27 protein-coding genes are annotated in these 25,045 nt (G+C 68.6%); 9 read left to right on the forward strand and 18 right to left on the reverse strand.

The window, feature by feature from the left end:
- Nucleotides 1-45: 45 nt before the first annotated feature.
- Both ACWGRX_RS15565 and galE read right to left on the reverse strand, forming a co-directional pair.
- Nucleotides 46-1,284, reverse strand: a complete 1,239-nt coding sequence (locus tag ACWGRX_RS15565) for a lytic murein transglycosylase (RefSeq protein ID WP_452118276.1) — start codon at nt 1,282-1,284, stop codon at nt 46-48.
- A 174-nt stretch (nt 1,285-1,458) separates the two neighbouring features.
- Nucleotides 1,459-2,448 (reverse strand): UDP-glucose 4-epimerase GalE, encoded by a 990-nt coding sequence (gene galE, locus ACWGRX_RS15570; protein WP_452118277.1) that lies wholly within the window; start codon nt 2,446-2,448, stop codon nt 1,459-1,461.
- A gap of 314 nt (nt 2,449-2,762) precedes the next feature.
- Between galE and ACWGRX_RS15575 the strand changes: the two genes are divergently transcribed.
- Nucleotides 2,763-3,641 carry a UTP--glucose-1-phosphate uridylyltransferase gene (locus tag ACWGRX_RS15575; protein ID WP_291635606.1) on the forward strand — a complete coding sequence of 293 codons (879 nt, stop codon included), beginning with the start codon at nt 2,763-2,765 and terminating at the stop codon, nt 3,639-3,641.
- Nucleotides 3,642-3,770: 129 nt separating this feature from the next.
- On the opposite strand, the gene ACWGRX_RS15580 is transcribed toward ACWGRX_RS15575, so the two are convergent.
- Nucleotides 3,771-5,339 (reverse strand): outer membrane beta-barrel protein, encoded by a 1,569-nt coding sequence (locus tag ACWGRX_RS15580; RefSeq protein WP_452118278.1) that lies wholly within the window; start codon nt 5,337-5,339, stop codon nt 3,771-3,773.
- Between the two features lie 147 nt (nt 5,340-5,486).
- Here ACWGRX_RS15580 and ACWGRX_RS15585 point away from each other — a divergent pair, with 147 nt between their 5' ends.
- Nucleotides 5,487-6,458 carry a KpsF/GutQ family sugar-phosphate isomerase gene (locus ACWGRX_RS15585; protein WP_452118279.1) on the forward strand — a complete coding sequence of 324 codons (972 nt, stop codon included), beginning with the start codon at nt 5,487-5,489 and terminating at the stop codon, nt 6,456-6,458.
- Here the strand turns inward: ACWGRX_RS15585 and ACWGRX_RS15590 are convergent.
- Nucleotides 6,455-7,354, reverse strand: coding sequence for a LysR family transcriptional regulator (locus ACWGRX_RS15590; RefSeq protein ID WP_452118280.1), 900 nt, complete (start codon nt 7,352-7,354; stop codon nt 6,455-6,457). The genes ACWGRX_RS15585 and ACWGRX_RS15590 overlap by 4 nt on opposite strands.
- Before the next feature lie 102 nt (nt 7,355-7,456).
- On the opposite strand from ACWGRX_RS15590, the gene ACWGRX_RS15595 reads away from it, so the two are divergent.
- Both ACWGRX_RS15595 and ACWGRX_RS15600 read left to right on the forward strand, forming a co-directional pair.
- Entirely contained in the window at nt 7,457-8,131 is a 675-nt protein-coding gene (locus ACWGRX_RS15595; protein WP_452118281.1) for an FMN-dependent NADH-azoreductase, read from the forward strand.
- On the forward strand, nt 8,128-8,457 hold the full coding sequence (locus tag ACWGRX_RS15600) for a DMT family transporter (protein WP_452118282.1): 330 nt from the start codon (nt 8,128-8,130) through the stop codon (nt 8,455-8,457). Before ACWGRX_RS15595 ends, ACWGRX_RS15600 begins: the two co-directional genes overlap by 4 nt.
- 11 nt (nt 8,458-8,468) lie before the next feature.
- Here ACWGRX_RS15600 and serA read toward each other — a convergent pair whose 3' ends face one another.
- From serA to ACWGRX_RS15620, 4 genes are all read right to left on the reverse strand, one after another.
- Nucleotides 8,469-9,725: a phosphoglycerate dehydrogenase gene (serA, locus tag ACWGRX_RS15605; RefSeq protein WP_291635612.1), complete on the reverse strand. Its 1,257-nt coding sequence runs from the start codon at nt 9,723-9,725 to the stop codon at nt 8,469-8,471.
- A 75-nt stretch (nt 9,726-9,800) separates the two neighbouring features.
- Nucleotides 9,801-10,640, reverse strand: coding sequence for a heme ABC transporter ATP-binding protein (locus ACWGRX_RS15610; RefSeq protein ID WP_452118283.1), 840 nt, complete (start codon nt 10,638-10,640; stop codon nt 9,801-9,803).
- Nucleotides 10,641-10,657: 17 nt separating this feature from the next.
- The gene (locus ACWGRX_RS15615; RefSeq protein ID WP_452118284.1) at nt 10,658-11,764 is read right to left on the reverse strand and encodes a FecCD family ABC transporter permease; all 1,107 of its coding nucleotides are present in this window, start codon (nt 11,762-11,764) and stop codon (nt 10,658-10,660) included.
- A gap of 8 nt (nt 11,765-11,772) precedes the next feature.
- Nucleotides 11,773-12,768, reverse strand: a complete 996-nt coding sequence (locus ACWGRX_RS15620; protein ID WP_452118285.1) for a heme/hemin ABC transporter substrate-binding protein — start codon at nt 12,766-12,768, stop codon at nt 11,773-11,775.
- 243 nt (nt 12,769-13,011) lie between these two features.
- Here ACWGRX_RS15620 and ACWGRX_RS15625 point away from each other — a divergent pair, with 243 nt between their 5' ends.
- The 3 genes from ACWGRX_RS15625 to ACWGRX_RS15635 all read left to right on the forward strand — a co-directional run bounded on the left by ACWGRX_RS15625 (nt 13,012) and on the right by ACWGRX_RS15635 (nt 15,557).
- A complete protein-coding gene (locus tag ACWGRX_RS15625) occupies nt 13,012-13,359 on the forward strand; it encodes an antibiotic biosynthesis monooxygenase family protein (RefSeq protein WP_291635620.1) in 348 nt (115 codons plus the stop codon).
- 14 nt (nt 13,360-13,373) lie between these two features.
- Nucleotides 13,374-13,916, forward strand: coding sequence for a heme utilization cystosolic carrier protein HutX (hutX, locus tag ACWGRX_RS15630; protein ID WP_452118286.1), 543 nt, complete (start codon nt 13,374-13,376; stop codon nt 13,914-13,916).
- 294 nt (nt 13,917-14,210) lie between these two features.
- Entirely contained in the window at nt 14,211-15,557 is a 1,347-nt protein-coding gene (locus ACWGRX_RS15635; protein WP_452118287.1) for a hypothetical protein, read from the forward strand.
- Nucleotides 15,558-15,570: 13 nt separating this feature from the next.
- Here the strand turns inward: ACWGRX_RS15635 and ACWGRX_RS15640 are convergent, their stop codons facing one another.
- Entirely contained in the window at nt 15,571-16,293 is a 723-nt protein-coding gene (locus tag ACWGRX_RS15640; RefSeq protein WP_291635624.1) for a fused DSP-PTPase phosphatase/NAD kinase-like protein, read from the reverse strand.
- A gap of 176 nt (nt 16,294-16,469) precedes the next feature.
- Between ACWGRX_RS15640 and ppa the strand changes: the two genes are divergently transcribed.
- Nucleotides 16,470-17,012 (forward strand): inorganic diphosphatase, encoded by a 543-nt coding sequence (gene ppa, locus ACWGRX_RS15645; RefSeq protein WP_291645915.1) that lies wholly within the window; start codon nt 16,470-16,472, stop codon nt 17,010-17,012.
- Nucleotides 17,013-17,107: 95 nt separating this feature from the next.
- Here ppa and ACWGRX_RS15650 read toward each other — a convergent pair whose 3' ends face one another.
- On the reverse strand, nt 17,108-17,728 hold the full coding sequence (locus tag ACWGRX_RS15650) for an LbetaH domain-containing protein (protein ID WP_291635627.1): 621 nt from the start codon (nt 17,726-17,728) through the stop codon (nt 17,108-17,110).
- Here ACWGRX_RS15650 and phnN point away from each other — a divergent pair.
- Nucleotides 17,727-18,326: a phosphonate metabolism protein/1,5-bisphosphokinase (PRPP-forming) PhnN gene (gene phnN, locus ACWGRX_RS15655; protein ID WP_291635629.1), complete on the forward strand. Its 600-nt coding sequence runs from the start codon at nt 17,727-17,729 to the stop codon at nt 18,324-18,326. The two genes, ACWGRX_RS15650 and phnN, sit on opposite strands and share 2 nt — an antisense overlap.
- Nucleotides 18,327-18,344: 18 nt before the next feature.
- Here the strand turns inward: phnN and ACWGRX_RS15660 are convergent, their stop codons facing one another.
- The 8 genes from ACWGRX_RS15660 to phnG all read right to left on the reverse strand — a co-directional run bounded on the left by ACWGRX_RS15660 (nt 18,345) and on the right by phnG (nt 24,971).
- The gene (locus ACWGRX_RS15660; RefSeq protein WP_452118288.1) at nt 18,345-19,046 is read right to left on the reverse strand and encodes a DUF1045 domain-containing protein; all 702 of its coding nucleotides are present in this window, start codon (nt 19,044-19,046) and stop codon (nt 18,345-18,347) included.
- The gene (locus ACWGRX_RS15665; protein ID WP_452118289.1) at nt 19,043-20,182 is read right to left on the reverse strand and encodes an alpha-D-ribose 1-methylphosphonate 5-triphosphate diphosphatase; all 1,140 of its coding nucleotides are present in this window, start codon (nt 20,180-20,182) and stop codon (nt 19,043-19,045) included. Before ACWGRX_RS15665 ends, ACWGRX_RS15660 begins: the two co-directional genes overlap by 4 nt.
- Nucleotides 20,182-20,880, reverse strand: coding sequence for a phosphonate C-P lyase system protein PhnL (phnL, locus tag ACWGRX_RS15670; RefSeq protein ID WP_452118290.1), 699 nt, complete (start codon nt 20,878-20,880; stop codon nt 20,182-20,184). The genes ACWGRX_RS15665 and phnL overlap by 1 nt, the downstream gene beginning before the upstream one ends.
- Nucleotides 20,881-21,046: 166 nt before the next feature.
- On the reverse strand, nt 21,047-21,853 hold the full coding sequence (gene phnK / locus ACWGRX_RS15675; RefSeq protein WP_452118291.1) for a phosphonate C-P lyase system protein PhnK: 807 nt from the start codon (nt 21,851-21,853) through the stop codon (nt 21,047-21,049).
- Entirely contained in the window at nt 21,850-22,776 is a 927-nt protein-coding gene (locus ACWGRX_RS15680) for an alpha-D-ribose 1-methylphosphonate 5-phosphate C-P-lyase PhnJ (RefSeq protein WP_291635638.1), read from the reverse strand. The genes phnK and ACWGRX_RS15680 overlap by 4 nt, the downstream gene beginning before the upstream one ends.
- Nucleotides 22,773-23,903, reverse strand: coding sequence for a carbon-phosphorus lyase complex subunit (locus ACWGRX_RS15685; RefSeq protein WP_452118292.1), 1,131 nt, complete (start codon nt 23,901-23,903; stop codon nt 22,773-22,775). The genes ACWGRX_RS15680 and ACWGRX_RS15685 overlap by 4 nt, the downstream gene beginning before the upstream one ends.
- 22 nt (nt 23,904-23,925) lie before the next feature.
- Nucleotides 23,926-24,531 (reverse strand): phosphonate C-P lyase system protein PhnH, encoded by a 606-nt coding sequence (phnH, locus tag ACWGRX_RS15690; protein ID WP_452118293.1) that lies wholly within the window; start codon nt 24,529-24,531, stop codon nt 23,926-23,928.
- Nucleotides 24,531-24,971, reverse strand: a complete 441-nt coding sequence (gene phnG / locus ACWGRX_RS15695) for a phosphonate C-P lyase system protein PhnG (protein WP_452118294.1) — start codon at nt 24,969-24,971, stop codon at nt 24,531-24,533. The genes phnH and phnG overlap by 1 nt, the downstream gene beginning before the upstream one ends.
- Nucleotides 24,972-25,045 lie beyond the last annotated feature (74 nt).

The raw sequence follows: 25,045 nt of genomic DNA on the forward strand, positions 1-25,045 counted from the left end.
TCAGATCCGACCACTCACTTCTTATAGCTGAAACCGGGCCGAAAGTCAGCGCGCGGCCTTCATCCGCGCCAGCAGTGCCGGCGTCGGCCAACCATCGGCGAGCAGGCCGGCGCGCTGCTGGTACTGGCGCACGGCGTCGCGGGTGCCGGTGCCGATGCGGCCATCGGCGTCATGCGAATAGAGGCCGAGGCGCTTCAGCCGGTGCTGGAGATCGGTGACGCCTTTCATGTCGAGGCGCGGCGCCTTGACCGGCCATTCGCCCTGCAGGGCCGGGCGGCCGACGATCCGGTCGCCGAGATGGCCGACCGCGAGCGCATAGGCGTCGGAGGAATTGTACTTCTTGATGACGTCGAAATTCGCGGTCAGCAGCAAAGCCGGGCCGGTATGTCCGGCCGGATAGAACAGCCGCGCCTCGCCGGAGGAGGGCAGCGAACCGCCATCGGCGCGGCGCAGGCCGGCCGAGCGGAAGCTCGCGAAGCTGGCGCGGTAGAGACCGTGGTCGAAGCCCTCGGGCACCACGACCTCGATGCCCCAGGGCAGGCCGGGCACCCAGCCGAAGCTCTTCAGATAGTTGGCGGTCGAGGCGATGGCGTCGCTGGTCGAGGTCCAGATGTCGGCATGGCCGTCGCCGGTCTGGTCGACGGCGTATTTCATGTAGCTCGACGGCATGAACTGGGTGTGGCCCATGGCACCGGCCCAGGAGCCGCGCAATTCGCCGCGCTCGGCATAGCCCTTCTCGATCAGTTCGAGCGCGGTCAGCAGCTCGTCGCGGAAGAAGTCGCCGCGATAGCGGATATTGGCGAGAGTTGCGAGCGAGCGGATGACGTCCTTGTCGCCCTTGAACGAGCCGTAATTGGTCTCCATGCCCCAGATGCCGAGGATGATCTCCTTGGGCACGCCATAGCGGGATTCTGCCTGGGCCAGCACCCCGGCATGGGCGGCGAGCATGTCGCGGCCGCGCGAGATGCGGGCGCCGCCGACGGCGCTGTTGAGATAGCTCCAGATCGGCGCGACGAATTCCGACTGCTTGCGGGTCAGCGCGACGATCGAGGGATCGGGTACGACGCCCTGGAAGGCGAGGTCGAAGGTCTTGCGCGAGATGCCGCGAGCCTGGGCCAGCGGCCAGAGGGTCTTCAGGAAGCCGTCGAAGCCGGCGCTCGTCGTCGGCCGCGGCGCAGGCTTCGGAGCCTGGGCGCGGGCCTGGTTGATCGAGCCCGTGGTCTGCGCGAGGGCGGGGCCGAAGCCGAGCATGGCGGCGAGGACGAAGGCGGAAAGGCGGCGCATGTCGGTTCCCTGGCACGGTCGCTGGACGGGCTTTCCCGACACAGCGCCTGAACGAGGTTAACCATGGGTTAATGCGGCGCCAAATGCCTTGCTGCAAGGCCCGTCTGCAGCGGAGCCCTCATCCCGAGACGCCGCTTCGCGGCTCCTCGGGGTGAGGGTTGAGGGGAACGGGCCTCAGCTCGCATTGCGCTTGCGCAGGCTCTCCTCCCAGGCGAGTGCCTGGGTGACGATCTCGGTGAGATCGTCATGCTGCGGCCGCCAGCCGAGCTCGTTGCGGATCCGGTCCGCCTTGGCGATCAGCGAGGCCGGGTCGCCGGCGCGGCGCGGCGAGAGCTTGACCGGAAAGTCGACGCCCGAGACCTTCTTAACCACCCCGACCACGTCCTTCACCGAATAGCCGCGGCCATAGCCGCAGTTCAGCGTCAGGCTGTCGCCGCCGGCGCGCAGATGGTCGAGCGCCGCAAGATGGGCACGGGCGAGGTCGGTGACGTGGATGTAGTCGCGCACGCAGGTGCCGTCGGGCGTCGGATAATCAGTACCGAAGATCTCGAGCCCGGTGCGCTGGCCGAGCGCGGCCTGGCTCGCGACCTTGATCAGATGGGTGGCACCGGCCGATGACTGGCCGGAGCGGCCTCTGGGATCGGCGCCGGCGACGTTGAAATAGCGCAGGGCGATATAGGACAGGCGGTGGGCCTTCGCCGTGTCGGCGAGCATCCACTCGCTCATCAGCTTGGAGCGGCCATAGGGGTTGATCGGGTTGAGCGCGATCTCCTCGGGCACCGGCGAGACCGGCGGCTCGCCATAGACGGCGGCGGTCGAGGAGAAGATCACGTGCCTGACGCCGGCGCGCACCGCGCTTTCCAGCAGGGCGCGCGTCTTGACGGTGTTGTTGAGATAGTAGCCGAGCGGATCGGCGACCGAATCCGGCACCACGATCCTGGCGGCGAAATGGGCGATCTCGGTGATGCCGTGCTCGGCAACCACCCGCTCGACCAGCGCCTGATCGCCCATGTCGCCCTGGACGAAGGTCGCCTCCGGCGGCACGGCCCACCAGAAGCCGGTCGAGAGATCGTCGAGCACCACGACCTTCTCGCCGCGGTCGAGCAGCTCCAGCACCATATGGCTGCCGATATAGCCGGCCCCGCCCGAAACCAGAATCGCCATCGTCGTCTCCCTGTCGCCCTTAACCGTATCAAACGCGATTGTGCGCGGCTGGACCAGCCCATCCAGCCGGCACTCCCGGGCGAGGCGCGGGAAGCGGTACCTGCAAGAACGGTGCGGCCTGCCGGAGAATTTCATGTGAAGGCATTGACGTTCCGGCAAGGCCTGACTGCTATTCCGGTGTCGGGAGGCGGCCCGTCTTTCGCCAGAATTGGACGACAGCCTCCAGAAGCCGGCATTGAACGGGGCGAAGCCGGTTTCCCAGAAGCCCTCCGATCTAGCAGGCGCGCGCTGCCTGGCGCGCGAGATGGATGCGCATGAGCAAGAAGATCCGCAAGGCGGTGTTTCCGGTCGCAGGGCTGGGCACGCGTTTCCTTCCCGCCACCAAGGCGATCCCGAAGGAGATGCTGACCATCGTCGACCGGCCGGTGGTCCAGCACGTGGTCGACGAGGCGCGCGCGGCGGGCATCGAGCATTTCGTCTTCGTCACCGGCCGCAACAAGGGCGTGATCGAGGACCATTTCGACATGGCCTATGAGCTCGACGACACGCTCGCCAAGCGCGGCAAGGTCAAGGAGCTCGAGGCGCTGAAGCAGGACCTGCCGGCGGCCGGCGCGGCGAGCTTCACTCGTCAGCAGGGCCCGCTCGGCCTCGGCCATGCCGTCTGGTGCGCCCGCGACATCATCGGCGACGAGCCCTTCGCGCTGCTCCTGCCCGACATGCTGCACCATACCGGCGGCAAGGGCTGCCTCGCCGAGATGATCGAGGCCCATGCCGAGCATGGCGGTAACCATATCGCGGTCGCCCCGGTGCCCGACGACCAGACCCATCAATACGGGATCGTCGGCGTGCACGACGCCAAGGCCAAGGTCTCGCAGATCACCGGCATGGTCGAGAAGCCGCCCAAGGGCACGGCGCCGTCGAATTTGCACATCACCGGGCGCTATATCCTGCAGCCGACGATCTTCGACCTGCTGGCCAAGCAGGAGAAGGGCGCCGGCGGCGAGATCCAGCTGACCGATTCGATGATCGCCCTGGCGAAGCGCGAGAAATTCTTCGCGGTGCGCTTCGATGGCGACATCTACGATACCGGCTCGAAGATCGGCTTCCTCGCCGCCAATCTCGCCTATGCGCTGGACCGCGAGGATCTCGGCCCGCAATTGCGCGAGGAGATCGGGCGTCTGCTGAAGCGGTAGAGCCAAGTCCGGCCGTCATGCTCGGGCTTTGGCCCGAGCATCTCTGGCAGGATGGTCTCGTTCTAGAATGTCTCTATCGGCCTGAGCTTCCCGGGTTTGCGCCGCGCTTCACCTGGGAATGACGCGCCGTCAGAACTGCATTCTGAGGCCGACCAGCGAGACATTGGCGGTGTAGTCCGAGCCCTGCTGGGTCGAGTTCAGGCGCTCATGGGTGAAGCTGGCGCGGACCGAGAAGGTCCGGGTCAGCTTGTAGTCGAGCCGCGCGCCGATGGTGGAGAGGTCCTCGCGCAGGCCTTGGCCTTCATAATCGGTGCGCTGGAAGGTGGTGAAGCCGGTGACGGTCAGGTTGCGCCTGAGCGCATGCGCCACCTCAAGGCTGACGCGCCGCGCCGTGGTGCCGCTCGAGCCGGCGATGGTGGTGTCTCCGAGTTCCGCCGTGCCGCGCAGCGTCACGGTGGTCAGCGGCGTCGGGGTCCACAGGATCGCGGCGTCGCCGACCATGCCGCGCAGCTGCTTCAGGCGTGGATCCTGGTATTGGCGGTCCTGATAGCCGGCCGAGACTTCGCCTGTGAGCATGCGGCTGATCTCGAAGGTCGTGCCGAGACGGGCGGTGTAGCCGTCGGAGGAGCGCATATAGCCGCTCGAATCGACTTTCTGGTCGAACTGCCTGGTGTCGACCTCGCCCTGCACAAAGGGCCTGAAGCCTGGCGTCACCTCATAGGCGGCGCGCAGCCGCAGGCCGTATTGCGTCTGGTTGCGGTCGGCCTGGCTCAGCACCTGGCCGTTGGTCAGTTCGGCGTTCTCGTAGTCCTGGCGGTCGATAGAGCCGCGCAGGGTGAGCTGCAGGCGGTTGATGTCGTGGGTGACGCCGGCCGAGGCGCCATAGGCCCAGGTGATCGGCCGGCCCTGCACGGAGGCGGTGAGATCGGGCGAGCCCGGGCGCTGCGTGTCGAGCACCAGGCGGGATTCGAGCAGGATGCGGGTGTCGCGCGTCGCGTCGAGGCGCAGCGACATGTTGCCCTGGGCATCGGGACGGGAGGCGTTGTCGTCGCGGAAATAATGGCTGTAGCCGCCGCGCAGCGAACCGGTCAGTTCATGCACGTTCCAATCGGACTGGATGCCGAGCTCGCCCTCGGTGCGGCTGAAGGCCGAGCCCTTGCTCGGGCCGGCGATGCGCGAGGGATTGCTGTCATAGCCGATCGACCCGGTGAGTGCCGGGCGCAAGGTGACGGCGCCGAAACGCAGGCCGAGCGGTGCGTAGGGGTCCTCCTCCGGGGCGCGGCGGCGTGGCGGAGGGGGTGGCGCGGCAGGCGCCGGCGGCAGCCCGGTGACGACCGGTTGCGGGGCACGGATCTGGCGCTGGGTGACGCCGCGCAGCGATGGCGCCTGGACCGGCCGCCCGGCGCGCGGCGGCTGGCGCTGCGAGATCGCGCCTTGCTGGCGCTGGACCAGCGCGGCGGGGTCGCTGATCGCCTCGGGGGCGGCAGAGGCAGGGCCGGTGCCGGTTTCGGCATTCTCCGGGGCACGCTGCTGCGCGACGTATTGCGGCGTGCCGGTGCGCAGACCCGAGGCGCGCGCCCGGGGCGCCGGCTCGTCCTGCGTCTGCGCCAGGCCGGTTTGGGGCCAGGCCAGCAGTCCGGCCACGCCGCAACAGCTCGCGACGCCGGCCAGCCAGCAGATCTTGGCGAAACGGGTCACGGGCAGGCCGAGGCTCCGGCGTAAACGGGACAAGGCGCACCGGGATGGCGCGCATGGTTAACGGAGTTAGAACGAAGAGGGTTAATGCCGCGTCAACGCGAGCGGGGCAGTGGTCACCCGGCACGTCGCCGTGCTAGATGCCGCGGCATGACCGCGACCATCGGCGCTTCCGCGCTCCGCACCATCGCCACCGAACGCGCCGGGCTCGACGCGCTCCACGCCGCCATCGGCAACGGGCTTTCCGCGCCCTTCGCCGCAGCCGTCGAGATGATCCGCACCGCTTCCGGCCGCGTCGTCGTCACCGGCATGGGCAAGTCCGGCCATGTCGGCCGCAAGATCGCGGCGACCATGGCCTCTACCGGCACGCCCGCGCATTTCGTCCACCCGGCCGAGGCCAGCCATGGCGACCTCGGCATGGTCCAGCCCGATGACGTGGTCGTTGCGCTATCCTGGTCCGGCGAGGCGGCCGAGCTCTCGGCGATCGTCGCCTATACGCGCCGTTTCCGCGTCGGGCTGATCGCAATCACCGCCAATGCCGAGAGCGCGCTCGGGCGCGAGGCCGATATCGCGCTCGTCCTGCCCAAGGCGCAGGAGGCCTGCCCGAACGGGCTCGCGCCGACGACCTCGACGACCATGCAGATGGCGCTCGGCGACGCGCTCGCCGTCGCCCTGCTCGAGGCCCGCGGCTTCTCGCGCCAGGATTTCTACGTCTATCACCCCGGCGGCAAGCTGGGGGCGCAGCTCAAGACCGTCGCCAGCATCATGCATCAGGGCGAGCGCCTGCCGATCGTCGGTGCGAGCGCGGCGATGGCCGATGTGGTCGAGATGATCTCGGCCAAGAGTTTCGGCTGCGCCATCGTCATCGACCCCGACGGCAAGCTCGCCGGGGTCGTCACCGATGGCGACCTGCGCCGCAAGCTCGGCAGCGGCTGGGGCGGGCGATTGGCACGCGACGTGATGACGGCGAATCCGCGCCGGATCGCGCCAGATGCCCTGGCCGTCGAGGCGCTGGAAATGGTCAACCGGATGCGGGTGACGGCGCTGATCGTCGCGGATGCGGACGAGCGCCCGGTCGGCCTCGTGCATGTGCACGACCTGCTCAATCTCGGCGTCGCCTAAGGTTCGTCGCGGGGCCGGTCTTCTCGCAGGGCCTGACGCAGCGCCTTGCCGGCGAAGGCCATGAAGGCCCTGACCTTGGCGGCGTAGCGCAGATCCGGATGGGTCAGCAGCCAGACCTGCGAGTGCAGCTCCGGAACAGGCGGGCTCACCCGCGCCAGTCCGAAGAGCGGGTCATCGCCGAGATAGGCGGGCAGCAGCGCATAGGCCCCTGAACGCGCCGCGAGCGCGGCGCCGAGCATCAGATTGACCGAGGCGATGCGGGCTGCCGGCGGGACATGCGCATCGAGCCAGCGCGCCGCCGGCGTCTGGGCGATCTCGCCCGACAGGCCGATCCAGCCGCCTGCGGCGATGAGTGCGGCGAGGCTCGCCGGGTGCGGTTCCGATCCTCGCGTGTAGACCGCATAGTCGAAGCTGCCGAGCTTCGTACCGATCAGCGTGTCCGGCGGCGCGCGCGTCGGGCGGATCGCGATGTCGGCCTCGTTGCGCTGCATGTCGGCCATAGCGCTGGACACATCGAGCCGCAGCTCCAGTCTTGGGTGCAGACGGCCGAAGGCGGCGGCGACCGGCATCACAAGGGCCTGCAGCGTATCGGTCGTCGTTACGGTGAGGGGACCGCCGAGCCGCGCGTCGCGGCCGCTGACCGCGCGGTTGAGCGCGTCGAGCCGTTCCGCGATCGCCTCCGCCTCGGCGACGATCTCCTCGGCCAGGGCGGTTGGCGCCTGGCGGCCGTCGATCCGCTCGAAGAGCTTGCCGCCGAGCCGATGCTCCAGCGCTTCCAGGCGGCGATAGACCGTGGCGGGATGGGATTGCAGCGCCTCGGCCGCTGGCTTCATGCGGCCGGCACGGGCGATGGCGAGGACCAGAGCGAGATCGTCATGGCTCAGCATGCTTCGCATTCATGCGAATTCTGATCGCAACGCAAGCATTTCGATTCGCGTTAGTGCGAGGCATTTCGATCGTGATGCGCCGCCTGGGCGTACCGCAACGGAGCCGAACACATGCCGAGACTGCTGCTCGTTCAAGCCTCGCCGCGCCAGGGCGATTCCGCCTCGCGCGCGGCCGCGGCGGCTTTCCTGACCCGCCTGCACGAACTGGTGCCGGAGCTGGAGGTCGATACGCTCGATCTCTGGCGCGAGCCGCTGCCGGAGTTCGACGGGGCGGCACTGGCCGCGAAATATGCCCGGCTTGCCGGGCGACCGCCGGCTCCTCCTGAGGCGGAAGCCTGGAAAACCATCGAGGCGATGGTCGCCCGGCTCGACGCCGCCGATATCGTGCTGATCGCGACGCCGATGTGGAATTTAGGCATTCCCTACAAGCTCAAGCACTGGATCGACCTGGTGACGCAGCCGGGACTGGCGTTCCGCTTCGATCCCGCGACGGGCTATACGCCGCTGCTGCGGCCGCGCCCGGCGCTCGCGATCATTGCCAGCGCGGGCGACTACAGCGACGGCCCGAGCTGGGGGAGGCCCGATCTGGCGACGCCTTATCTTCAGGCGGCGCTGCGCTTCATCGGGCTCGGCGAGATCGCGGTGGTCGGGCAGGGACCGACGAGCGGGCCGAAGCCGGTGATCGCGGCCGCCCGCGACAAGGCCCGTGCCAGGCTGTGCCAGCTTGCCGAAAGCTTCGCAGCGGCGCTGCCGCGGGCGCAGGCCAGCGCCGCGAGGGCGTCATGACCGCCGGCTGGGCCTGGCTCGCCCTGATCGCGTCCGGCGTCGTCGACGTCGCCTGGGCGTTCTCGATGAAGAAGGCCGATGGCTTTCGCGATACGCCCTGGGCGCTGGTCTCGATCGTCCTGCTGGTCGTCTTCGTCGTCCTGCTGATCAAGGCGCTCGAAGTGCTGCCGCTCGGAACCGCCTATGCGGTCTGGACGGGGATCGGCGCCGCCGGCTCGGTCGCCGTCGGCATCCTGATCTTCGGTGAGCCGGCGACGGCGGCGCGGCTGTTCTGGATCGCGCTCGTCCTCGCCGGGATCGTCGGGCTGAAGCTGCAGGCCGCCTGAGCGGCCCACGCTCAGCCGCGCTCGTAGAGCAGGCGGGCGCGGATCGTGCCGTCGAGGCTGCGGATTTCCTCGATGATCTCGCGCGCGACCTCGCCGACCGGATCGGCCTCCATCACGACATAGCCGATCTCGCCATCGGTCTGGAAATTCTGGGCGGCGATGTTGATGTCGCGGCTGGCGAAGACGTCGTTGAGGCGCCGCAGCATGCCCGGCGCATTGCGCTGGACCTGGATGAAGCGCGTGCCCGCCGGGCGCGCCGGCAGCTGGACCTGCGGGAAATTGACCGCGCCGACCGTCGAGCCGACATCGGAATAGTCGACGAGCTTGCGCGCCACCTCGGCGCCGATGCGCTCCTGCGCCTCCTCGGTCGAGCCGCCGATATGCGGGGTCAGGATGACGTTGGGCAGGCCCTGGAGCGGGGTGACGAAGCGGTCATTGTTCGAGGCCGGCTCCTTCGGGAAGACGTCGACCGCGGCGCCGGCGAGATGCCCGCTCCTCAGGGCCTCGGCGAGCGCCTCGAGATCGACCACCGTGCCGCGCGAATTGTTGATGAGATAGGCGCCCTTCCTCATCAGGGCGATCTCGGCCGCGCCGATCATGCCATGGGTCGCAGGCGTCTCTGGCACGTGCAGGGAGACGATGTCGCTGCCCGACAGCAGTGCGGCGAGGCTCTCGACCGGCTCGGTGTTGCCGTGGCGCAAACGGTCGGTGTGATCGTAATAGATCACCCGCATGCCCATCGCCTCGGCGATGTTCGAGAGCTGGCTGCCGATATTGCCGTAGCCGACGATGCCGAGCGTCTTGCCGCGGACCTCGAAGGCGCCGTTGGCCGACTTGTCCCAGCCGCCCTGATGGGCGGAACGCGAGCGGTCGGGAATCCGGCGCAGCAGCATGACGATCTCGCCGATGGTCAGTTCGGCGACGCTTCGAGTGTTCGAGAAGGGCGCATTGAAGACCGGGATGCCGCGCAGCCGGGCGGCGTCGAGATCGACCTGGTTGGTGCCGACCGAGAAGCAGCCCACGGCGAAGAGCCGCTGCGCGGCCGCCAGCGCCGTGCCGGTGAGCTGGGTGCGCGAGCGGATGCCGAGGATATGCGTCTTGGCGATCGCCTCGACGAGCTGGGCCTCGTCGAGCGCCTTGGGCAGCCGGGTCAGATTGGTGTAGCCGGCGTTCTGCAGGATCGCGACGGCGGAATCGTTGATGCCTTCCAGCAGCAGGACGCGGATGCGATCCTTCGGGAAGGACAGGCGGTCGATCTGTTCGGTCATGGCACGGTCGCAAAGCGAGGGGGGCGCTTGGCTATAGACCCGCGGCGACGCCTGACCAACGCTTTCTTGCGGATGTCAGGCGCCCGCCGCGTGCAGTGCAGACCCACCACCGGCGCGCAGATGCTGTTGCGGCAGCAGGAAGGGCAGTCCGGTCGGCGGCAGGCGGCTGAAGGCGAGATCGACCCGGAAGACGCCGCGCAGCAGGGCATCGTCGAGAATGACGGCCGGAGCGCCTTGTGCGACGACCCTGCCCTCATGCATCACCAGCAGCTTGTCGGCATAGGTCACGGCGAGGTTGAGGTCGTGCAGCACGATCAGCACCGCCGCTCCTTGCGTCGCTATGGCGCGGGCGGCATCGAGCAGAGCGAGCTGGTGGCAGAGATCGAGGCTGGCGATCGGCTCGTCGAGGAAGAGGATCTGTCGCTCGGCGACCGAACGCCCGGCCTCGAGCTGGCAGAGCGCCCTTGCGAACTGCACGCGCTGCTGCTCGCCGCCGGAGAGCGTCTGGTATTGGCGGCCGGCGAGGCCGAGCACGCCGGCCGTTTCGAGCGCCTCGGCGATGATCTGCTCGCTGCGGCCGCGGGGTTGTGCCCGGCCGACGCCCTCGAGGCCTAGTCTCGCGACCTCGTAGACGCTGAAGGGGAAGGCGAGGCGCTGGTTCTGCGCCATCACGGCGCGCTGGCAGGCGAGCTTCCAGGCCGGCGCGCCGGCGAGCGGCGTGCCGTCGAGCCGGATTTCGCCCTGGGCCGGGGTCAACTCGCCGGTCAGCAGCTTCAGCAGGGTCGATTTTCCGGCCCCGTTGGGGCCGACGATGATCGAGGTCGTGCCGGCATCGAGCTGCAGCGAGGCATCGCGCACCAAGGCGGTGCCGCGAACGCTGAAATGCAGGTCCCGGGCTTCGAGAATAGCCGCCATGATCGAGCTCCGGCCTTTCAGCTTTCGGCGATCCGGCCGCGGCGGAGCAGCAGCCAGAGGAAGAAGGGCGCGCCGATGAAGGCGGTGACGATGCCGATCGGCAGCTCGGCGGGTATGACGATCAGGCGGGCGACGATGTCGGCCCCGACGAGGAGCGCGGCGCCGCCGATCGCCGCAAGCGGCAGCAGCAGGCGGTGATCCGGGCCGATCAGGAGACGGATCAGGTGCGGCACGACGATGCCGACGAAGCCGATCACCCCGGCGGCTGCGACGCTGGCGCCGACCGCGAGCGCGACCAGAAGCACGGCCAGCGCCTTGATGCGCTGCACGGGGATGCCGAGATGATAGGCCTCGGCCTCGCCGAGCATCAGTGCATTGAGCCCGCGCGCCAGGAAGGGCACAGCGATGAGCAGCGGCAGCACGATCGGCGCGACCACGGAGAGCTTGCTCCAGCTCGCGCCGCCGAGGCTGCCCATCGACCAGAAGGTCAGGTCGCGCAACTGCCGGTCGTCCGAGATGTAAGCGAGCAGTCCGGTGAGCGAGCCGGCGAGCGCTCCGAGCGCGACGCCGGCCAGCAGCATGGTGGCGACCGAGGTCCGTCCTTCGCGTGTCGCGATCAGGTAGAGCGCCAGCGTCGAGATCAGCCCACCGAAGAAGGCACCGAATGGCAATGCGGCGAAGGGCAATTTGATGCCCATGCCCATGCCCACCAGGAGCCGGTCGCCGAGCACGATCGTCGCCGCGGCGGCGAGACCGGCTCCGGCCGAGACGCCGACCAGGCCGGGATCGGCGAGCGGGTTGCGGAACAGGCCCTGCATCAGGGCGCCGGAGATGGCGAGGGCGGCCCCCACCAGCGCGCCGAGCAGCAGGCGAGGCATGCGGATATTGAGCACGACCAGCGCCTCGCGGCTGTCGAGCAGTTCGGCCGGGCCGCTTCCGAGGCGCGCCAGCAGGATCTCGGCGACGCGTCCGGGCGCGATGGCGAAGGCGCCAGCGCCGAGCGAAAGCAGCATGAGCAGCAGGCACAGGCCGAGCAGGGCGCCGCAGGCGACGAGATTGCGCTGCCGGCGGCTGGCGGTCAGCCGCGCCAGCGCAGCTGCGCCGGGCGCCGTGACTGGCTTCATGGCGAGGGTCATTTCGTCGCGGGGAGCTGGGCGATCTTGGCCTCCGGATAGAGGGCGGCCATCAGGTCGCGGGCGGCGTCAGGGGTGCGCGGCCCGAAGCCGAGCAGATAGAGTCCGTCCATGCGGATCAGGCTCTTCGCCTTGGCCGCCGGCGTCTGGGAGAAGGCCGGCATGGCGAAGAGCTCCTCGGGCGTCTGGGAGGGAGCGGCGCTGTGGCGCATCATCAGCACATGGTCCGGGGCGGCGGTGATGATCGCCTCGTCCGTCATCGGCTTGAAGCCCTCGACCGCCTCGGCGGCATTGACGCCGCCGGCGAGCGCGATGATGGCGTCGGCGCTGCTGTTGCGGCCGCCGACCATGGTGCGGCCATTCTGCAGCGAGAGCACGAAGAGCACGCGCTTCTGCTTCGGCAGGCCGGCGCGCAGCTTGTCGAGCTCGGCAAAGCGCGTCCTGACGCCGGCGGCGAGCTGCCTTGCCGGTTCCGCGGCGCCGGCCGCCTTGCCGATGATCTCGATCTTCGAGACCACGGCCTCGGGCGTCAGCGCCTCGGGCACCGGCGCCATCGGCAGGCCGGCCTCGCGGACCAGCGCCAGAGCGTCGGGCGGGCCCGCGCCTTCGACCGCGATCACCAACGAGGGCTTCAGCGACAGCACGCCTTCGGCCGAGAGAGCCCGGACATAGCCGACATTCTTCTTCTCTTTCAGCGCCTCCGGCGGCCACAGGCTGGTGGTGTCGACGCCGACCACGCTGTCCTGCAGGCCGAGCGCGTAGAGCACTTCGGTGACGACGCCGCCGACCGCGACGATGCGCTGGGCGGATTGCGCCTGAGCGCTGGCGACGAAGCCGAAGCCCGTCTGCGCCATCCGGGCGGGCCAGGCTTGGCTGCCGGCGAGGCTGGAGGCGGCGAGAAGCGTCAACCCGATGGCGGCCGTGAGTTCCCGGCCGAGGCGCTTGGCCTTGATGCCGGCAAGGGGGGCGGTCGCGGGCGATGGCATGTATTGCATGGCTCGGTCTCGTCGGGTCCAACAGTGCGATGCCGCCAGGGTCCGGCGGTGGCATCGTCTGTTTATGGTGATTCCAAAGTATAGGCTCTGTTTGTAATCATTAAAAACTGTAATTACTGAGCCATTGTTGACGGTGATATTCAGTTTTACTAAGAGGGGTCAAGTGTGGCGCGGCGGTTGCAGTGCTTCAACGCCCGCCGTCCGATCGTCCGTCTTTGTCCGTCAGCCTATCGAGGAAAACCCATGTTCATCGCCATGAACCGCTTCAAGGTCGTCAAGGGGGAGGAGGCGACGTTCGAGTCGATCTGGTCGTCGCGCAAGACGCGGCTCGACGAGATGAAGGGCTTCATCGCCTTCCATCTGCTCAAGGGGCCGGAGAAGGAGGATCACACCCTCTATTCCTCGCACACCACCTGGGCCTCGAAGGAGGATTTCACGGCCTGGACCAAGTCCGAGCAGTTCCGCGAATCGCATCGCAGTGCCGGCCAGCCACGCCCGACGCCGATCTATCTCGGTCATCCCGAGTTCGAGGGCTTCGAGACCGTGCTGAGCGAGCGCAACCCGCATCTGCCGCGCCAGGCGGCGGAATAAGGGGGAGGGCGGACATGCCGATCTCGCAGGCGCTTGCTCCGGCAGGCCAGGAACCGCCGGTCACCGACCCCATGGAACGCGTCAGGCAGGCGCTCGCCGCGAAGCCGGACGGTGTCATCGAGGCGATCGCCCGCGAGGTCGGCGTGTCGACGCTCGCCGTGCTCGAGGCGGCGCCGGAAGAGCAGCGCCGCTTCATCCCGGCCGAGCGTTTCGAGGCGCTCTGGCTGGAGCTCTCGAGCTGGGGCACCGTGCTGTTCATCGTGCACACGCTGGACATCGTGCTCGAATGCGAGGGCTCGCTCCCGGTCGGCTCCTTCGGCCACGGCTACTACAACATCCATGGCGACAGCCCGATCGGCGGGCACATCAAGGCCGGCAATTGCACCAGGATCGCGCTGGTCGACCGGCAGTTCCATGGCCGGCGCTCCTGCTCGGTGCAATTCTTCAACGGTGCCGGCGAGGCGATGTTCAAGGTCTTCGTCCGCCGCGACGAGCAACGCGCGCTGCTCGCCGACCAGGTCGCCCGCTTCGAAGCGCTGCAGCGCGACTTCGTCTGAGGCGATGGCGGCCGCGATGCCGCGCCGCGAAGAGGCGCCTGCCCTTGCGGCGTGCGCCTGACCAAGGGGCAGCGCCCGCCATCTTCTCGCCATGCCCGGTGCCCAGATGGAGCCCCTGCCGGTCTGCCGCGCGGGTTTCGTCAAGGATCTGTTAACCACGTGAGCGCACTGTCGAGGTTGCGGCACGGTATGCGCAGAGCGGCACAACGGCTCTCGCCCCGTTCTCGCAAGGCCGCCGAAAGACCCGGGAAGGCGGCGGGGACCACCCCCGAAATCCCGACAGAGGCGCTTGGAATGGCTGCGCAGGCGACTTTGGAGCGAGCTCTGGCGCCCTTGTCGGCAGTGCGCCCCGAGCTGGCTCAGGGCGCGCTGCGCTCGCTGCGTCCGGGCGGCGGCATCGCCGCCGGAATCCTGCTGGCGCTGCGCTATGTCCAGGCGCGCTTCCTCTCCGTCTGGGGGCTGTTGATCGCAGCGCTGCTCTGCCCGCCCCAGGTCTTCGCCGAATTCGCGATCTACTCCGCCCTCGCCAATTTTCTCTCGATCGCGGCACTGCTGCGTTTCGAGACGGTGTTCTTCCAGAACAGCGACCCCGACCGGCTGGGACGGGCCTTCCGGCTTTCGGTCGTGACGGGCGTCGGATTCCTCGCGCTGGTCGGGCTCGCGGCGATCGCGTCCTCGGCGCTGGGCCTCGTCCTGGCCGGCCATGCAGCGCTCTTCGTGTTCTCGCTCGCGGGCCGGGCGGCGATCCGGCTGGCGACAGCGGAAGCCACGGCGGAAGGTGATTTTCGGGCGCTCGGCAATGCCGGTCTGCTTCAGGCCGTGATCCAGCCCGGCGCGATGCTGGCTCTGATCCTGCCCTTCGGCGCGTCCTCGCTGGCCCTCTTCGCCGCCGATGCGATCGGTCATGCCGTTTCGGCCGGCTATCTCGGCTGGCGCCGTCGCTTCGCTTTCCAGCGGCTGGCGCTGCAGGCCGAGTGGTCGGTGCACGAGCTGCGGCGCTCGGTCCGGCAATGGAGCGCGGCGCCGCGCCTGCTGCTGCCTTCGGCCCTGCTCTCCTTCGGCTTCTCTGTCGCGCCGCTGCTTGCGCTGCCCTTCTCCTCCGATCCGGTCTTCGCTGCGCATGTCGCGCTGGCGATGCGCCTGCTCGATGTCCCGACGCAGATGTTCGGCGCGGTCACCCTGCCGCTGGTGATGAGCAGCCTGCGCAGCCGACAGGGGCCGGCGCGTCGGCGCTGGGCCCGGATCCTGACCGGCGGGCTGATCGTCGCCGCCTTCGCCCTGTTCGCAAGCGCGGCCGCTTTCGTGCTCCTCCTCGATCCCTGGCTTGAGGAGACGCAATGGCACGGCATCGGGACGGTGCTGTCGATCCTGACGCTGTTCTATGTCGGCATTGCGCTGGTCGCGCCGCTGAACGAGATCGGGACGCTGTCGCGCGACCCGCAGCATCCGATGATGATCAACGCTGTCGCCCTGGTCGCGACGCTGGCGCTGATCGCTTGGTTCGGCAAATTGTCGCTGGCGATGCTGTGCGCGATCGGCGCGATGTCGCTGCTGCGGATGTGCGCCCATGCCTGTCTGACCTGGACGGGCTTCGGCGGCGGTGGAGCTGCCAAGGCGCTGCCGCAAGGCTCCCGGATCTGAGCAGCCGGCCCGGCTATTCGCGCCGGATCAGCCGGTCGGCGAGCAGCGAGGACAGGAAGCCCGGCCTGAACTCGCGCTCCAGGCGTTCGGGATCGTAGTGATTGGCGACCCAGTCGAGGAAGGCGATGCCTTTGGCTTCGCCTTCGCGCTCATAGGCCTCGAAGAAGGTGTCGAGGATGCCGGTCTTGGCGAAGCGGAAATGGCCGTAGCGGAAGGAGAGCGCGGCCATGGCCTCCTTCAGCGGGCGCTTTTCATGGACCAGCAGATAGAGCGCGGCGAAGAAGCCGGCCCGATCGGCGCCGGACTTGCAGTGCACCAGTGCGGGCAGGGCAAGCTCGTCGAAGAATTGCGGTGCCGACAGGATGGTCTGGCGATCAGGGGCGCCGCGCGAGCGCAGCACGAAGTCGATCAGGGCGACGCCGTGGCGCTCGCAGGCCTCGCGCTGGAGCTGCCAGGAGCCGTGCTCGCGCCCGCCGCGCAGATTGACGATGGTGCGCACCCCCTGTCGGGCGAACCAGGCGATATCGCCTGGTGCCGGCTGTGCCGCACGCCAGAGCCGCGGCGTGACACGGTGGGCGTTGAGATAGGCGAGCCGGAAGATGCCATGGTCGACCAGCAGCATGTTGGCCCAGGCGCGCAGCCGGTCGACCCGGCCGCCGAGCGGGCGGTCCCAGCGCGCGATTCGTGCCATGCGCCTGGCATAGCGGTCCTCGTCCCGCCGCAAGCGGTTCAGCATCTCGTCATGCTCTCTTCCATGCTGGCCCGATACCAGCGCCGGCGCTCGCGCGCAAATCCGGGCGAGCCGTGCCTGCCGCAGGGCGGGGATGACGATTGGGCAGAAGGTCGGACTTGGCCTTTGCGGCGCGAGCCGGCATAAGGCGCGCCAGTATCGTCCATAGACAGGTCTCGTTCATGCGCCTCGACGCCATCTCCATCGGCAAGAATCCCCCCGACGAAGTCAATGTCGTGATCGAGGTCGCGATCGGCGGCGAACCGATCAAATACGAGATGGACAAGGAGGCCGGCACGCTCTTCGTCGACCGCTTCCTCTATACGCCGATGCGCTATCCCGGGAATTACGGCTTCATCCCGCACACGCTCTCCGAGGATGGCGATCCCTGCGACGTGCTGGTCGCCAATACCCGCCCGCTGGTGCCGGGATCTTACATCGCGGTCCGCCCGATCGGCGTGATGATGATGGAGGACGAGGGCGGCGGCGACGAGAAGATCATCGCCGTGCCGGTGCCGAAGCTGACCAGGCGCTACGAGAACGTCCACAACTACACGGACCTGCCGAAGATCACGCTCGACCAGATCCAGCACTTCTTCGAGCACTACAAGGATCTCGAGCCCGGCAAATGGGTGAAGTTCACCGGCTGGGGCGACGCCGCCAAGGCCAAGGAACTGATCCTCGAGGCGGTCGAGCGCGCGAAGAAGGCCAAGGCGAAGGCCTGAACTGCTTCGTAATTCTCGGGCGAAGCGAAGCGTGGGCCCGAGAATCTCTTGCGGGAGATGCTCGGGTCAGGCCCGAGCATGACGCGCGCTTGCCGTCAGCCCTCGTATTTCTCCAGGAAGGCTTCGACGCCGAGCGCCCGGAAGTCGGCGAGCGCGGCGCGTAAGCGCGCATGTTCCCAATCCCACCAGGCGAGCGCCTTGAGCCGCTCGGCGATCGCCTCCGGGAAGCGCCGGCGGATGATGCGGGCGGGGTTGCCGGCGACGATGCTGTAGTCCGGCACGTCCTTGGTGACGATCGCGCCACCGGCGACCACCGCGCCCGTGCCGATGCTGCGGCCCGGCAGGACGATGGCGCCGTGGCCGATCCAGACATCGTGGCCGATCGTGACCGGGGTCGAGCGCCGCCAGGCGAAGAAGTCGGCATCGTCCTGCGCATCGTCGAAATAGGCCGATGAGCGATAGCTGAAATGCGACTGGCTCGCCCGCTGCATCGGGTGGTTGCCCGGGTTGATGCGGGTATGGGCGGCGATCGAGCAGAACTTGCCGATTGTCGTGTAAATGACATCCGCGTCGTTCACGACATAGGAGTAGTCGCCGAGGCTGGACTCGGCGAAGGCGGTGCGGGCGCCGATCTCGGTATAGCGGCCGAGCACCGCCTGCCGCACCCTGGCGGTGGGGTCGATCACCGGTTCAAGTCCGAGCTTCTTGGCCACCATGACGCATTCCTCTGCTGAAACGATGATCGCGGCGCCGGCCCTGGCCGGCGTGCTGGTGCTGGTGGTCGGCCCGTCCGGGGCCGGCAAGGATGCGCTGATGGACGCTGCCCGCCGCGCGCTCGCCGATGATCGGCGCTTCCGCTTCGCGCGCCGCCTGATCACCCGCCCGGCGCTCGCCGGGGCGGAGGACCATGACAGCTGCGACGAAGCCGGTTTCGTGACCGCCCGGGCGCGCGGCGAGCTCGCCCTGAGCTGGGCCGCCCATGGCCTGGATTACGGCATCCCGGTGCGCGAGCTCGCCGGCCTCGCCATGGGGCAGGTGGTGATCGCAAACATCTCGCGCGGTGCGATCCGTGCGGCGGAGGCCCTGGCGGAGCGTGTCGTCGTGGTCGAGATCACCGCGCCGGCGGCTATTCTGGCGAAGCGGCTCGCGGCGCGCGGGCGCGAGAGCGAGGCCGATATCGCGGCCCGGCTGTCCCGCGAGGCGCCGCTGACGACCGAGCGCGCCGAGCTGCGGCGGATCGTCAACGACCGGACGATCGCCGAAGGCGCGGCCGATCTCCTGGGCTTGCTGCGCGCCTCGGCCGAGCCAGTCTGACACGCCGCGGCTCGTGCTTCAGCCGAAAGGCAGGGCGTCGAGCAGGGTGAAGCGGCTGGTGCGATCGGCCTGCTTGAAGATCGCGATCCGGTCGAGCAGCACCTCGCCGGGCGGAACCGCCTGTGCATGCGCTGCGACGAGCGCCGTCTTGACGGGAGAGACGAGGTCCTGCGGCAAGGCGCCGGTCAGGGTCATGTGGAAGCGGAAGGCGTCGCCGACATAGGGGTAGCCGTAGGCCTCGAGATAGGCCCGGTGCGCCGGGGTCAGCGGGCTTTGCAGCCGCCGCGCCAGATCAGCCTGCGAGAGCGGCGCCCTGAAGGGCTCGAAGGCCTGGACGACATCGAAGGCGAGAGTCTGCAGCGCCTGGCTCGGCTCGGCCGGGGTCAGGGCGACGAAGTGGCCGAGCGCGTCGACGGCGAGCCCTTTGAGCCCGACCGGCGCGCGGCCGGCGACATAATTGCGGGCGAAGGCGCGCAGAGCCCCTTCACTGCGGCCGTCCGAGAGCTCGAACGGCGCCTTCAGCGTCGCATGGAAGCCATAGCGCCGCGGCTCGGCGGTGAGCGCCGGCCAGTCCAGCGCCTCGCAGCCCGGTGGCACCGCACCCGGCAGCTCGCCGCCGGTGGTGGCGTCATAGCCCAGGGTCGCACTGCCGAAGCGCCAGAGGGCGCTGTCGGCGGCAGGCGCGAAATAGATGGCGTAGCGCGGCGGGGTCGTGGTCAAAACGCGCGCTCGCCCTTCGACCAGACGGCGTTGAGCACCGGCGTCGCGCTGAGCGTCCGGAAGCGCAGCAGATCGGCGCGCAGACCGGGCTTGAGATGGCCGCGATCGCGGAGGCCGAGAATGTCGGCGACCTTCCAGGTGACCATGCCCATCGCTTCGGGCAGGGCGACGCCGTGGGCGGCGTGCAGCTTCAGCACGGCCTGGAGCAGGCTGGCGGGGACATAGTCGGAGGAGAGCCCGTCGAGCAGGCCCTTCTCCGCCAGCTCCGATACCGAGACGCCGCCGGAATGCGAGCCGCCGCGGACGACGTTGGGTGCCCCGGCGATGGTGGCGAGGCCACGCTGCTTGGCGGCCTGCGCCGCCTCGACCGTGGTCGGGAACTCCGAGATCACTGCGCCCGAGGCGATGCCGGCCTCGACATGCTCGACCGTGGTATCGTCATGGGTCGCGATCGGGATGCCGCGGGAGCGGAACATCTCGACCACGGCGCTCCAGTTGCGGCTGACATTCTCGGCGCCTTCGCGCTGGCGGACGACGACATCCTCCTCGAATTCGGCCTCGGTCTTGCCGGTACCGAGCGAATAGGTGCGCAGATGCTCGATATTGCGCCATTGCCGCTGGCCGGGCGTGTGGTCCATCAGCGAAACCAGCTGGACGAGGCCGTCGTCCTGATAGGGCTCGATATCGCGCAAGAGGTCGGGGCTGGTCAGCTCGCAACGCATATGGATGCGGTGATCGATGCGGAAGACGCCTTCGGCGGTGCCGAGCCGGAGCGCGTCCATGACATCGGCGAAGATGTCCTTGCGATAATCCTTGGCCGAGAAGGGCGTACCGGCGCAGATCGCGTCGTAAACCGTGGTGACGCCGGACGCCGCCATCTGCGCGTCATGGACCAGCGCCGCAGCGAGCCCGTTCGGCCAGAAGACCTTGGGGCGCGGCATGAAGTGCTTTTCCATGTTGTCGGTGTGCATCTCGACCAGGCCGGGCGCGACATAGTCGCCCTGCACGTCGATCGCGGCCGGCAGCGAGGAGCGGCCCTGATCGACGGAGAGGATGCCGGTCTCGTCGAAGGCGATGCTGCCGTCGACGATCTCGTTCTCGAGGATCAGCCTGGCATTGGTGAGGATGGTGGTCATCAGGCGGCCTTCCTGAAATCGGTGATGTCGAGATAGCGGGTCGCCACAGCCTCTCGCACGGCCTCGTCATGGAAGATACCGACGATCGCCGAACCCTGCGCACGGGCCTCTGCGATCAGCTCTACCACGACATTGCGGTTGCCGGCGTCGAGCGAGGCGGTCGGCTCGTCGATCAGCATGATCGGCGAGGGATCGACGAAGGAACGGGCGATGTTGACGCGCTGCTGCTCGCCGCCGGAGAAGGTCGCGGGCGCGAGATCCCAGAGGCGCTGCGGCAGGTTGAGGCGCGCCAGCATGGCTTTGGCGCGCTCGCTCGCCTCCTCGGCGCTGGCGCCGCGGGCGAGCAGCGGATCGCGGACGATGTCGAGCGCCGAGACGCGCGGGATCACCCGCAGGAATTGCGAAACGAAGCCGAGCGTGCGGCGGCGGATGTCGAGCACGGTGCGCGGCACGGCGGTGACGATGTCGATCGGCCTGCCGGCATGGGTGACGGCGATCCTGCCGGAGATCGGCCGGTAATTGCCGTAGAGGATGCGCAGCAGGCTGGATTTGCCGGCGCCGGAGGCACCGGCCAGGACCAGCGCCTCGCCGGCCGCGACCGAAAAATTGACGTTGTCGAAGACCGGCAGGCGGACCCCGCCCTGATTGTGCAGGGTGAATTCCTTGGCGACGTTTTCGACCTGGATCATCGTGGTCATGGGATCAGTGCCTTGTGCCGGCGCGGTGACGCGGATGTGACGAAGCTCCCACCGTCATGCTCGCCCTTGTGGCGAGCATCCACGTCTTGAACACCGCTCTTGAAGAACGAAGACGTGGATGGTCGGGACAAGCCCGACCATGACGGGAGCGAGTGCGACGAGAGGCTCATACCGTCAGCACCGCGGATGTCAGGAGCTGCGTGTAGGCGTGGTGGGGATCGTCGAGGACCTGGTCGGTCAGGCCCTGCTCGACGACGCGGCCATCCTTCATCACCATCAATCGGTCGGTGAGCAGGCGCGCCACGGCGAGATCATGGGTGACGATGATCGCGGCGAGGCCGAGATCGCGCACCAGCACGCGCAGGAGGTCGAGCAGACGCGCCTGGACCGAGACGTCGAGGCCGCCGGTCGGCTCGTCCATGAAGACGAGCTTCGGCTCGGAGACCAGCACGCGGGCGATCTGCAGGCGCTGCTGCATGCCGCCCGAGAACTGGCGCGGCCGGTCGTCGATGCGGCCGGCGGCGATCTCGACACGCTGCAGCCAGTCGAGCGCGGTCTCGCGGATCTTGCCGTAATGGCGCGCGCCATTGTCCATCAGGCGCTCGCCGACATTGCCGCCGGCCGAGACGTCTATGCGCAAGCCGTCGCGCGGATTCTGGTGGACGATGCCCCAGGCGGTCCGCATCAGCCGGCGCCGCTCCTGCTCGGCGACCGAATAGATGTCGAGCGGTTCGGTACCGCCGCGGAACAGCACCTCGCCCGCGTCGGGCTTGTCGATGCCGGCGAGGCAGCGCAGCAGGGTCGATTTGCCGGAACCGGATTCGCCAACGATGCCGAGCACCTCGCCCGGCCAGAGATCGAAGGAGACATCGGCGCAGCCGATGCGCTCGCCATAGAAGCGGGAGACGCCGGCGACCGAGAGCAGCGGGGCGGGATCGAGTGCGAGTTGCTGCGGATTGATCTGAATGTTCATGACTTGGCCTCGTCCTCGACCAGATGCAGCGCCGAGGCGTCGGCGAGCATGGCGCCGCGATGGCCTTCCGCCCGACGCGTCTCGCAATGATGGCTGTCGGAGCAGACGAACATGCGCCCGCCCTGGTCGTCGATCACCACCTCGTCGAGATAGGAATCGGCGGCGCCGCAGAGCCCGCAAGGCTGCTCCCAGCTCTGGATGCGGAAGGGGTGGTCCTCGAAATCGAGGCTGCGCACGCTGGTATGCGGCGGTACCGCATAGATGCGCTTCTCGCGCCCGGCACCGAAGAGCTGCAGCGCCGGCGACATCTGCATCTTCGGATTGTCGAATTTCGGGATCGGCGAGGGCGCCATGACATAGCGGCCATTGACCATGACCGGGTAGTCATAGGTCGTCGTCACCTCGCCGAAGCGGGCGATGTTCTCGTAGAGCTTGACCTGCATCAGCCCGTATTCGGCCCAGGCGTGCATCTTGCGCGTCTCGGCCTCGTGCGGCTCGAGCTTCCGCAGCGGCTCGGGCTGCGGCACCTGGTAGACCATGATCTGGCCGCTCTTCAGCGGCGCCTCGGGGATGCGGTGGCGGGTCTGGATGATCGTCGCCTCGTCGGTCGCCTCGGTGGTGCGGGCATCGGCGGTCCGCTCGAAGAAGCGGCGGATCGAGACGGCGTTGGTGGTGTCGTCGGCGCCCTGGTCGATCACCTTGAGCCGGTCGTCGGGGCCGATGATCGCGGCGGTGACCTGGATGCCGCCGGTGCCCCAGCCGCGGGCGAGCGGCATTTCGCGCGAGCCGAACGGCACCTGATAGCCGGGGATCGCGACCGCCTTGAGCAGGGCCCGGCGGATCATCCGCTTGGTCTGCTCGTCGAGATAGGCGTAATTGTAAGCCGGCTTGTTGTCTTCGCCGACGCTCTGATGCGCGTTCATTCCGCGGCCTCCGGCAGCGCTTCATTCGCCTGATCGGCGTGCTTGTCCTGGCGCTCCTGCCGCTCCCTGCGGATGCGGCGGATTAGTTCGAGCTCGCCCTGGAAATCGACATAGTGCGGCAGCTTGAGATGCTCGACGAAGCCGGCCGCCTCGACATTGTCGGAGTGGTAGAGCACGAACTCGTCCTGTTGCGCCGGATAGGTCGCCGCCTCGCCGAATTCGCCCGCCTTCAGCGCTCGGTCGACCAGCGACATCGACATCGCCTTGCGCTCGCTATGGCCGAAGGCGAGCCCGTAGCCGCGGGTGAACTGCGGCGGCACATCCTTGGAGCCGGCGAACTGGTTGACCATCTGGCATTCGGTCAAGGTGATCTCGCCGAGATCGACGGCGAAGCCGAGTTCCTCCGGCACGAATTCGACGCAGACCTCCCCGACCCTGACCTCGCCGACGAAGGGGTGGCTGTTGCCGAAGCCACGCTGCACGGAATAGCCGAGGCCGAGCAGGAAGCCCTCGTCGGCGCGTGCCATCGCCTGGAGCCGGACGTCGCGCCCGGCCGGGAAGGAGACCGGCTCGCGGGTGAGATCGAAGGGCCGCGGATCGCCTTCCGGCGGCGCTTCCTCCTCCATCAGCCCCTCGGCGCCGAGAATGTCGGGTACGCGTGGCATCGAGGCGTCGAGCGGCTGCGCAGCCGGACGGGCCTGCACGTCGCCCGGAGCCGCCTCGTCCATCAGGGCGAAATCGAAGAGCCGGTGGGTGTAGTCATAGGTCGGGCCGAGCACCTGGCCGCCGGGCAGATCCTTGTAGGTCGCCGAGACGCGGCGGCGGATCGCCATCTTGCCGGTGTCGAGCGGCTCGGAGGAGCCGAAGCGCGGCAGGGTGGTGCGGTAGGCGCGCATCAGGAAGGCGGCCTCGATCGCGTCGCCCTGCGCCTGCTTCAGGGCCAGCGCCGCGAGATCGGGATCGTAGAGCGAGCCTTCGTTCATCACGCGCCCGCAGGCGAGACCCATCTGCTCGCGGATCTGGGCGACTGCGATTTCCGGCACGCTCTCGTCGCCGCGGCGCGCTTCGGCGACGAGATCATGGGTGGCGAGGATGGCGGCTTCGCCGCCCTTGACCGCGACATACATCAGTAAAGCTCCCGGCGGGGCATCAGCGGGTCTCCAGGATTTGCGTCGAGCGCGGCAGGCCGATGAGGCGCGCGCCATGGCTCAGGATGAGGTCGACACCGCAGGGGTAGAGCGCGGCATTGGCGGCGAGTTCGGCCCAGAAGCCGGGGCGCAGGCCGGAGGGCGCGATCTCGCAGGTCCCGGCGATGCCCGGGCCTTCGAGCGTCACCGCCTCTCCACCGGTGAGCGCGGCGCATTGCACGATCACCGTGGTCGAGCGGTCGGGAAACTGGTCGTCGCCGGGGTTGAAGGCGGCAAGCTTGGGCTCGGGCATCGCGCCGTCGATGACGGCGAAGGCGGCGCTTGCCGGATCCTTGACGAGAGCGGCGCCGCAATGGAAGCGCAGCCAGGCGCCCGCCGGCCCGTCGCGCAGGGCGGCGGGCAGCCAGATCGGCGTCTCGTAATCGGCGAGCGTCAGCAGCGCGAGGGCGCTGGCAGGCTCCAGCCCGGCTGGAGGCTCGACGGCGATGGCGAGCTCACGGGTCTGCCCGGGCTCGGAAAGCGCCGCCAGCAGGGCTCGGAAAGCTGTCTGCGATTGGAAGACCGGGTCCGAGAAGCCGGCGCCGAGCAGGGTTTCGTTCGTAGCCATCAGCCGCCCCGGACCAGCGTGAAGAAATCGACCTTGGTGGCGGCCGCCTTGCGCGAGGCGAGTTCGCGTGCCGCCTGCTGCTTCTCGGCCAATGCGCCGACGCCCTGCCGCAGCGGGCCGGCCTCGGCCTCGTCCTGGAGCAGCGCGTCGGCGATCGCCGCCAGCCGCGCCTTGCCGACATCGCGGCCGAGGGCATAGGAAAAGCCCATCCTGCCGCCGCCCAGGCGGACGACGCAGCGCGTCACCGTCGCCTCACCGAGATTGAAGCGCCGCCCGGCACCACCGGCGCGACCTTCGACCATGACTGTGCCGGTTTCGGGCGCTTTGAGGACGTCGTGTTCGGGCTGCGGCCCGGCCTGCGCCAGCAAGGCCTCGATCTCGCGGCGCGAGGCGCGGGCCAGCACGGCCATCCAGTGCTGCCGTGTTGCGGTTTGAGTCATCCGGTGAGGCCTCTCGCCAATCTCTAATGTCTAGACTATCATGGAGCTGAGCTCAGAAAAGGTCTATACATTTC

The organism is Allobosea sp. NPDC055594, from assembly GCF_053618995.1.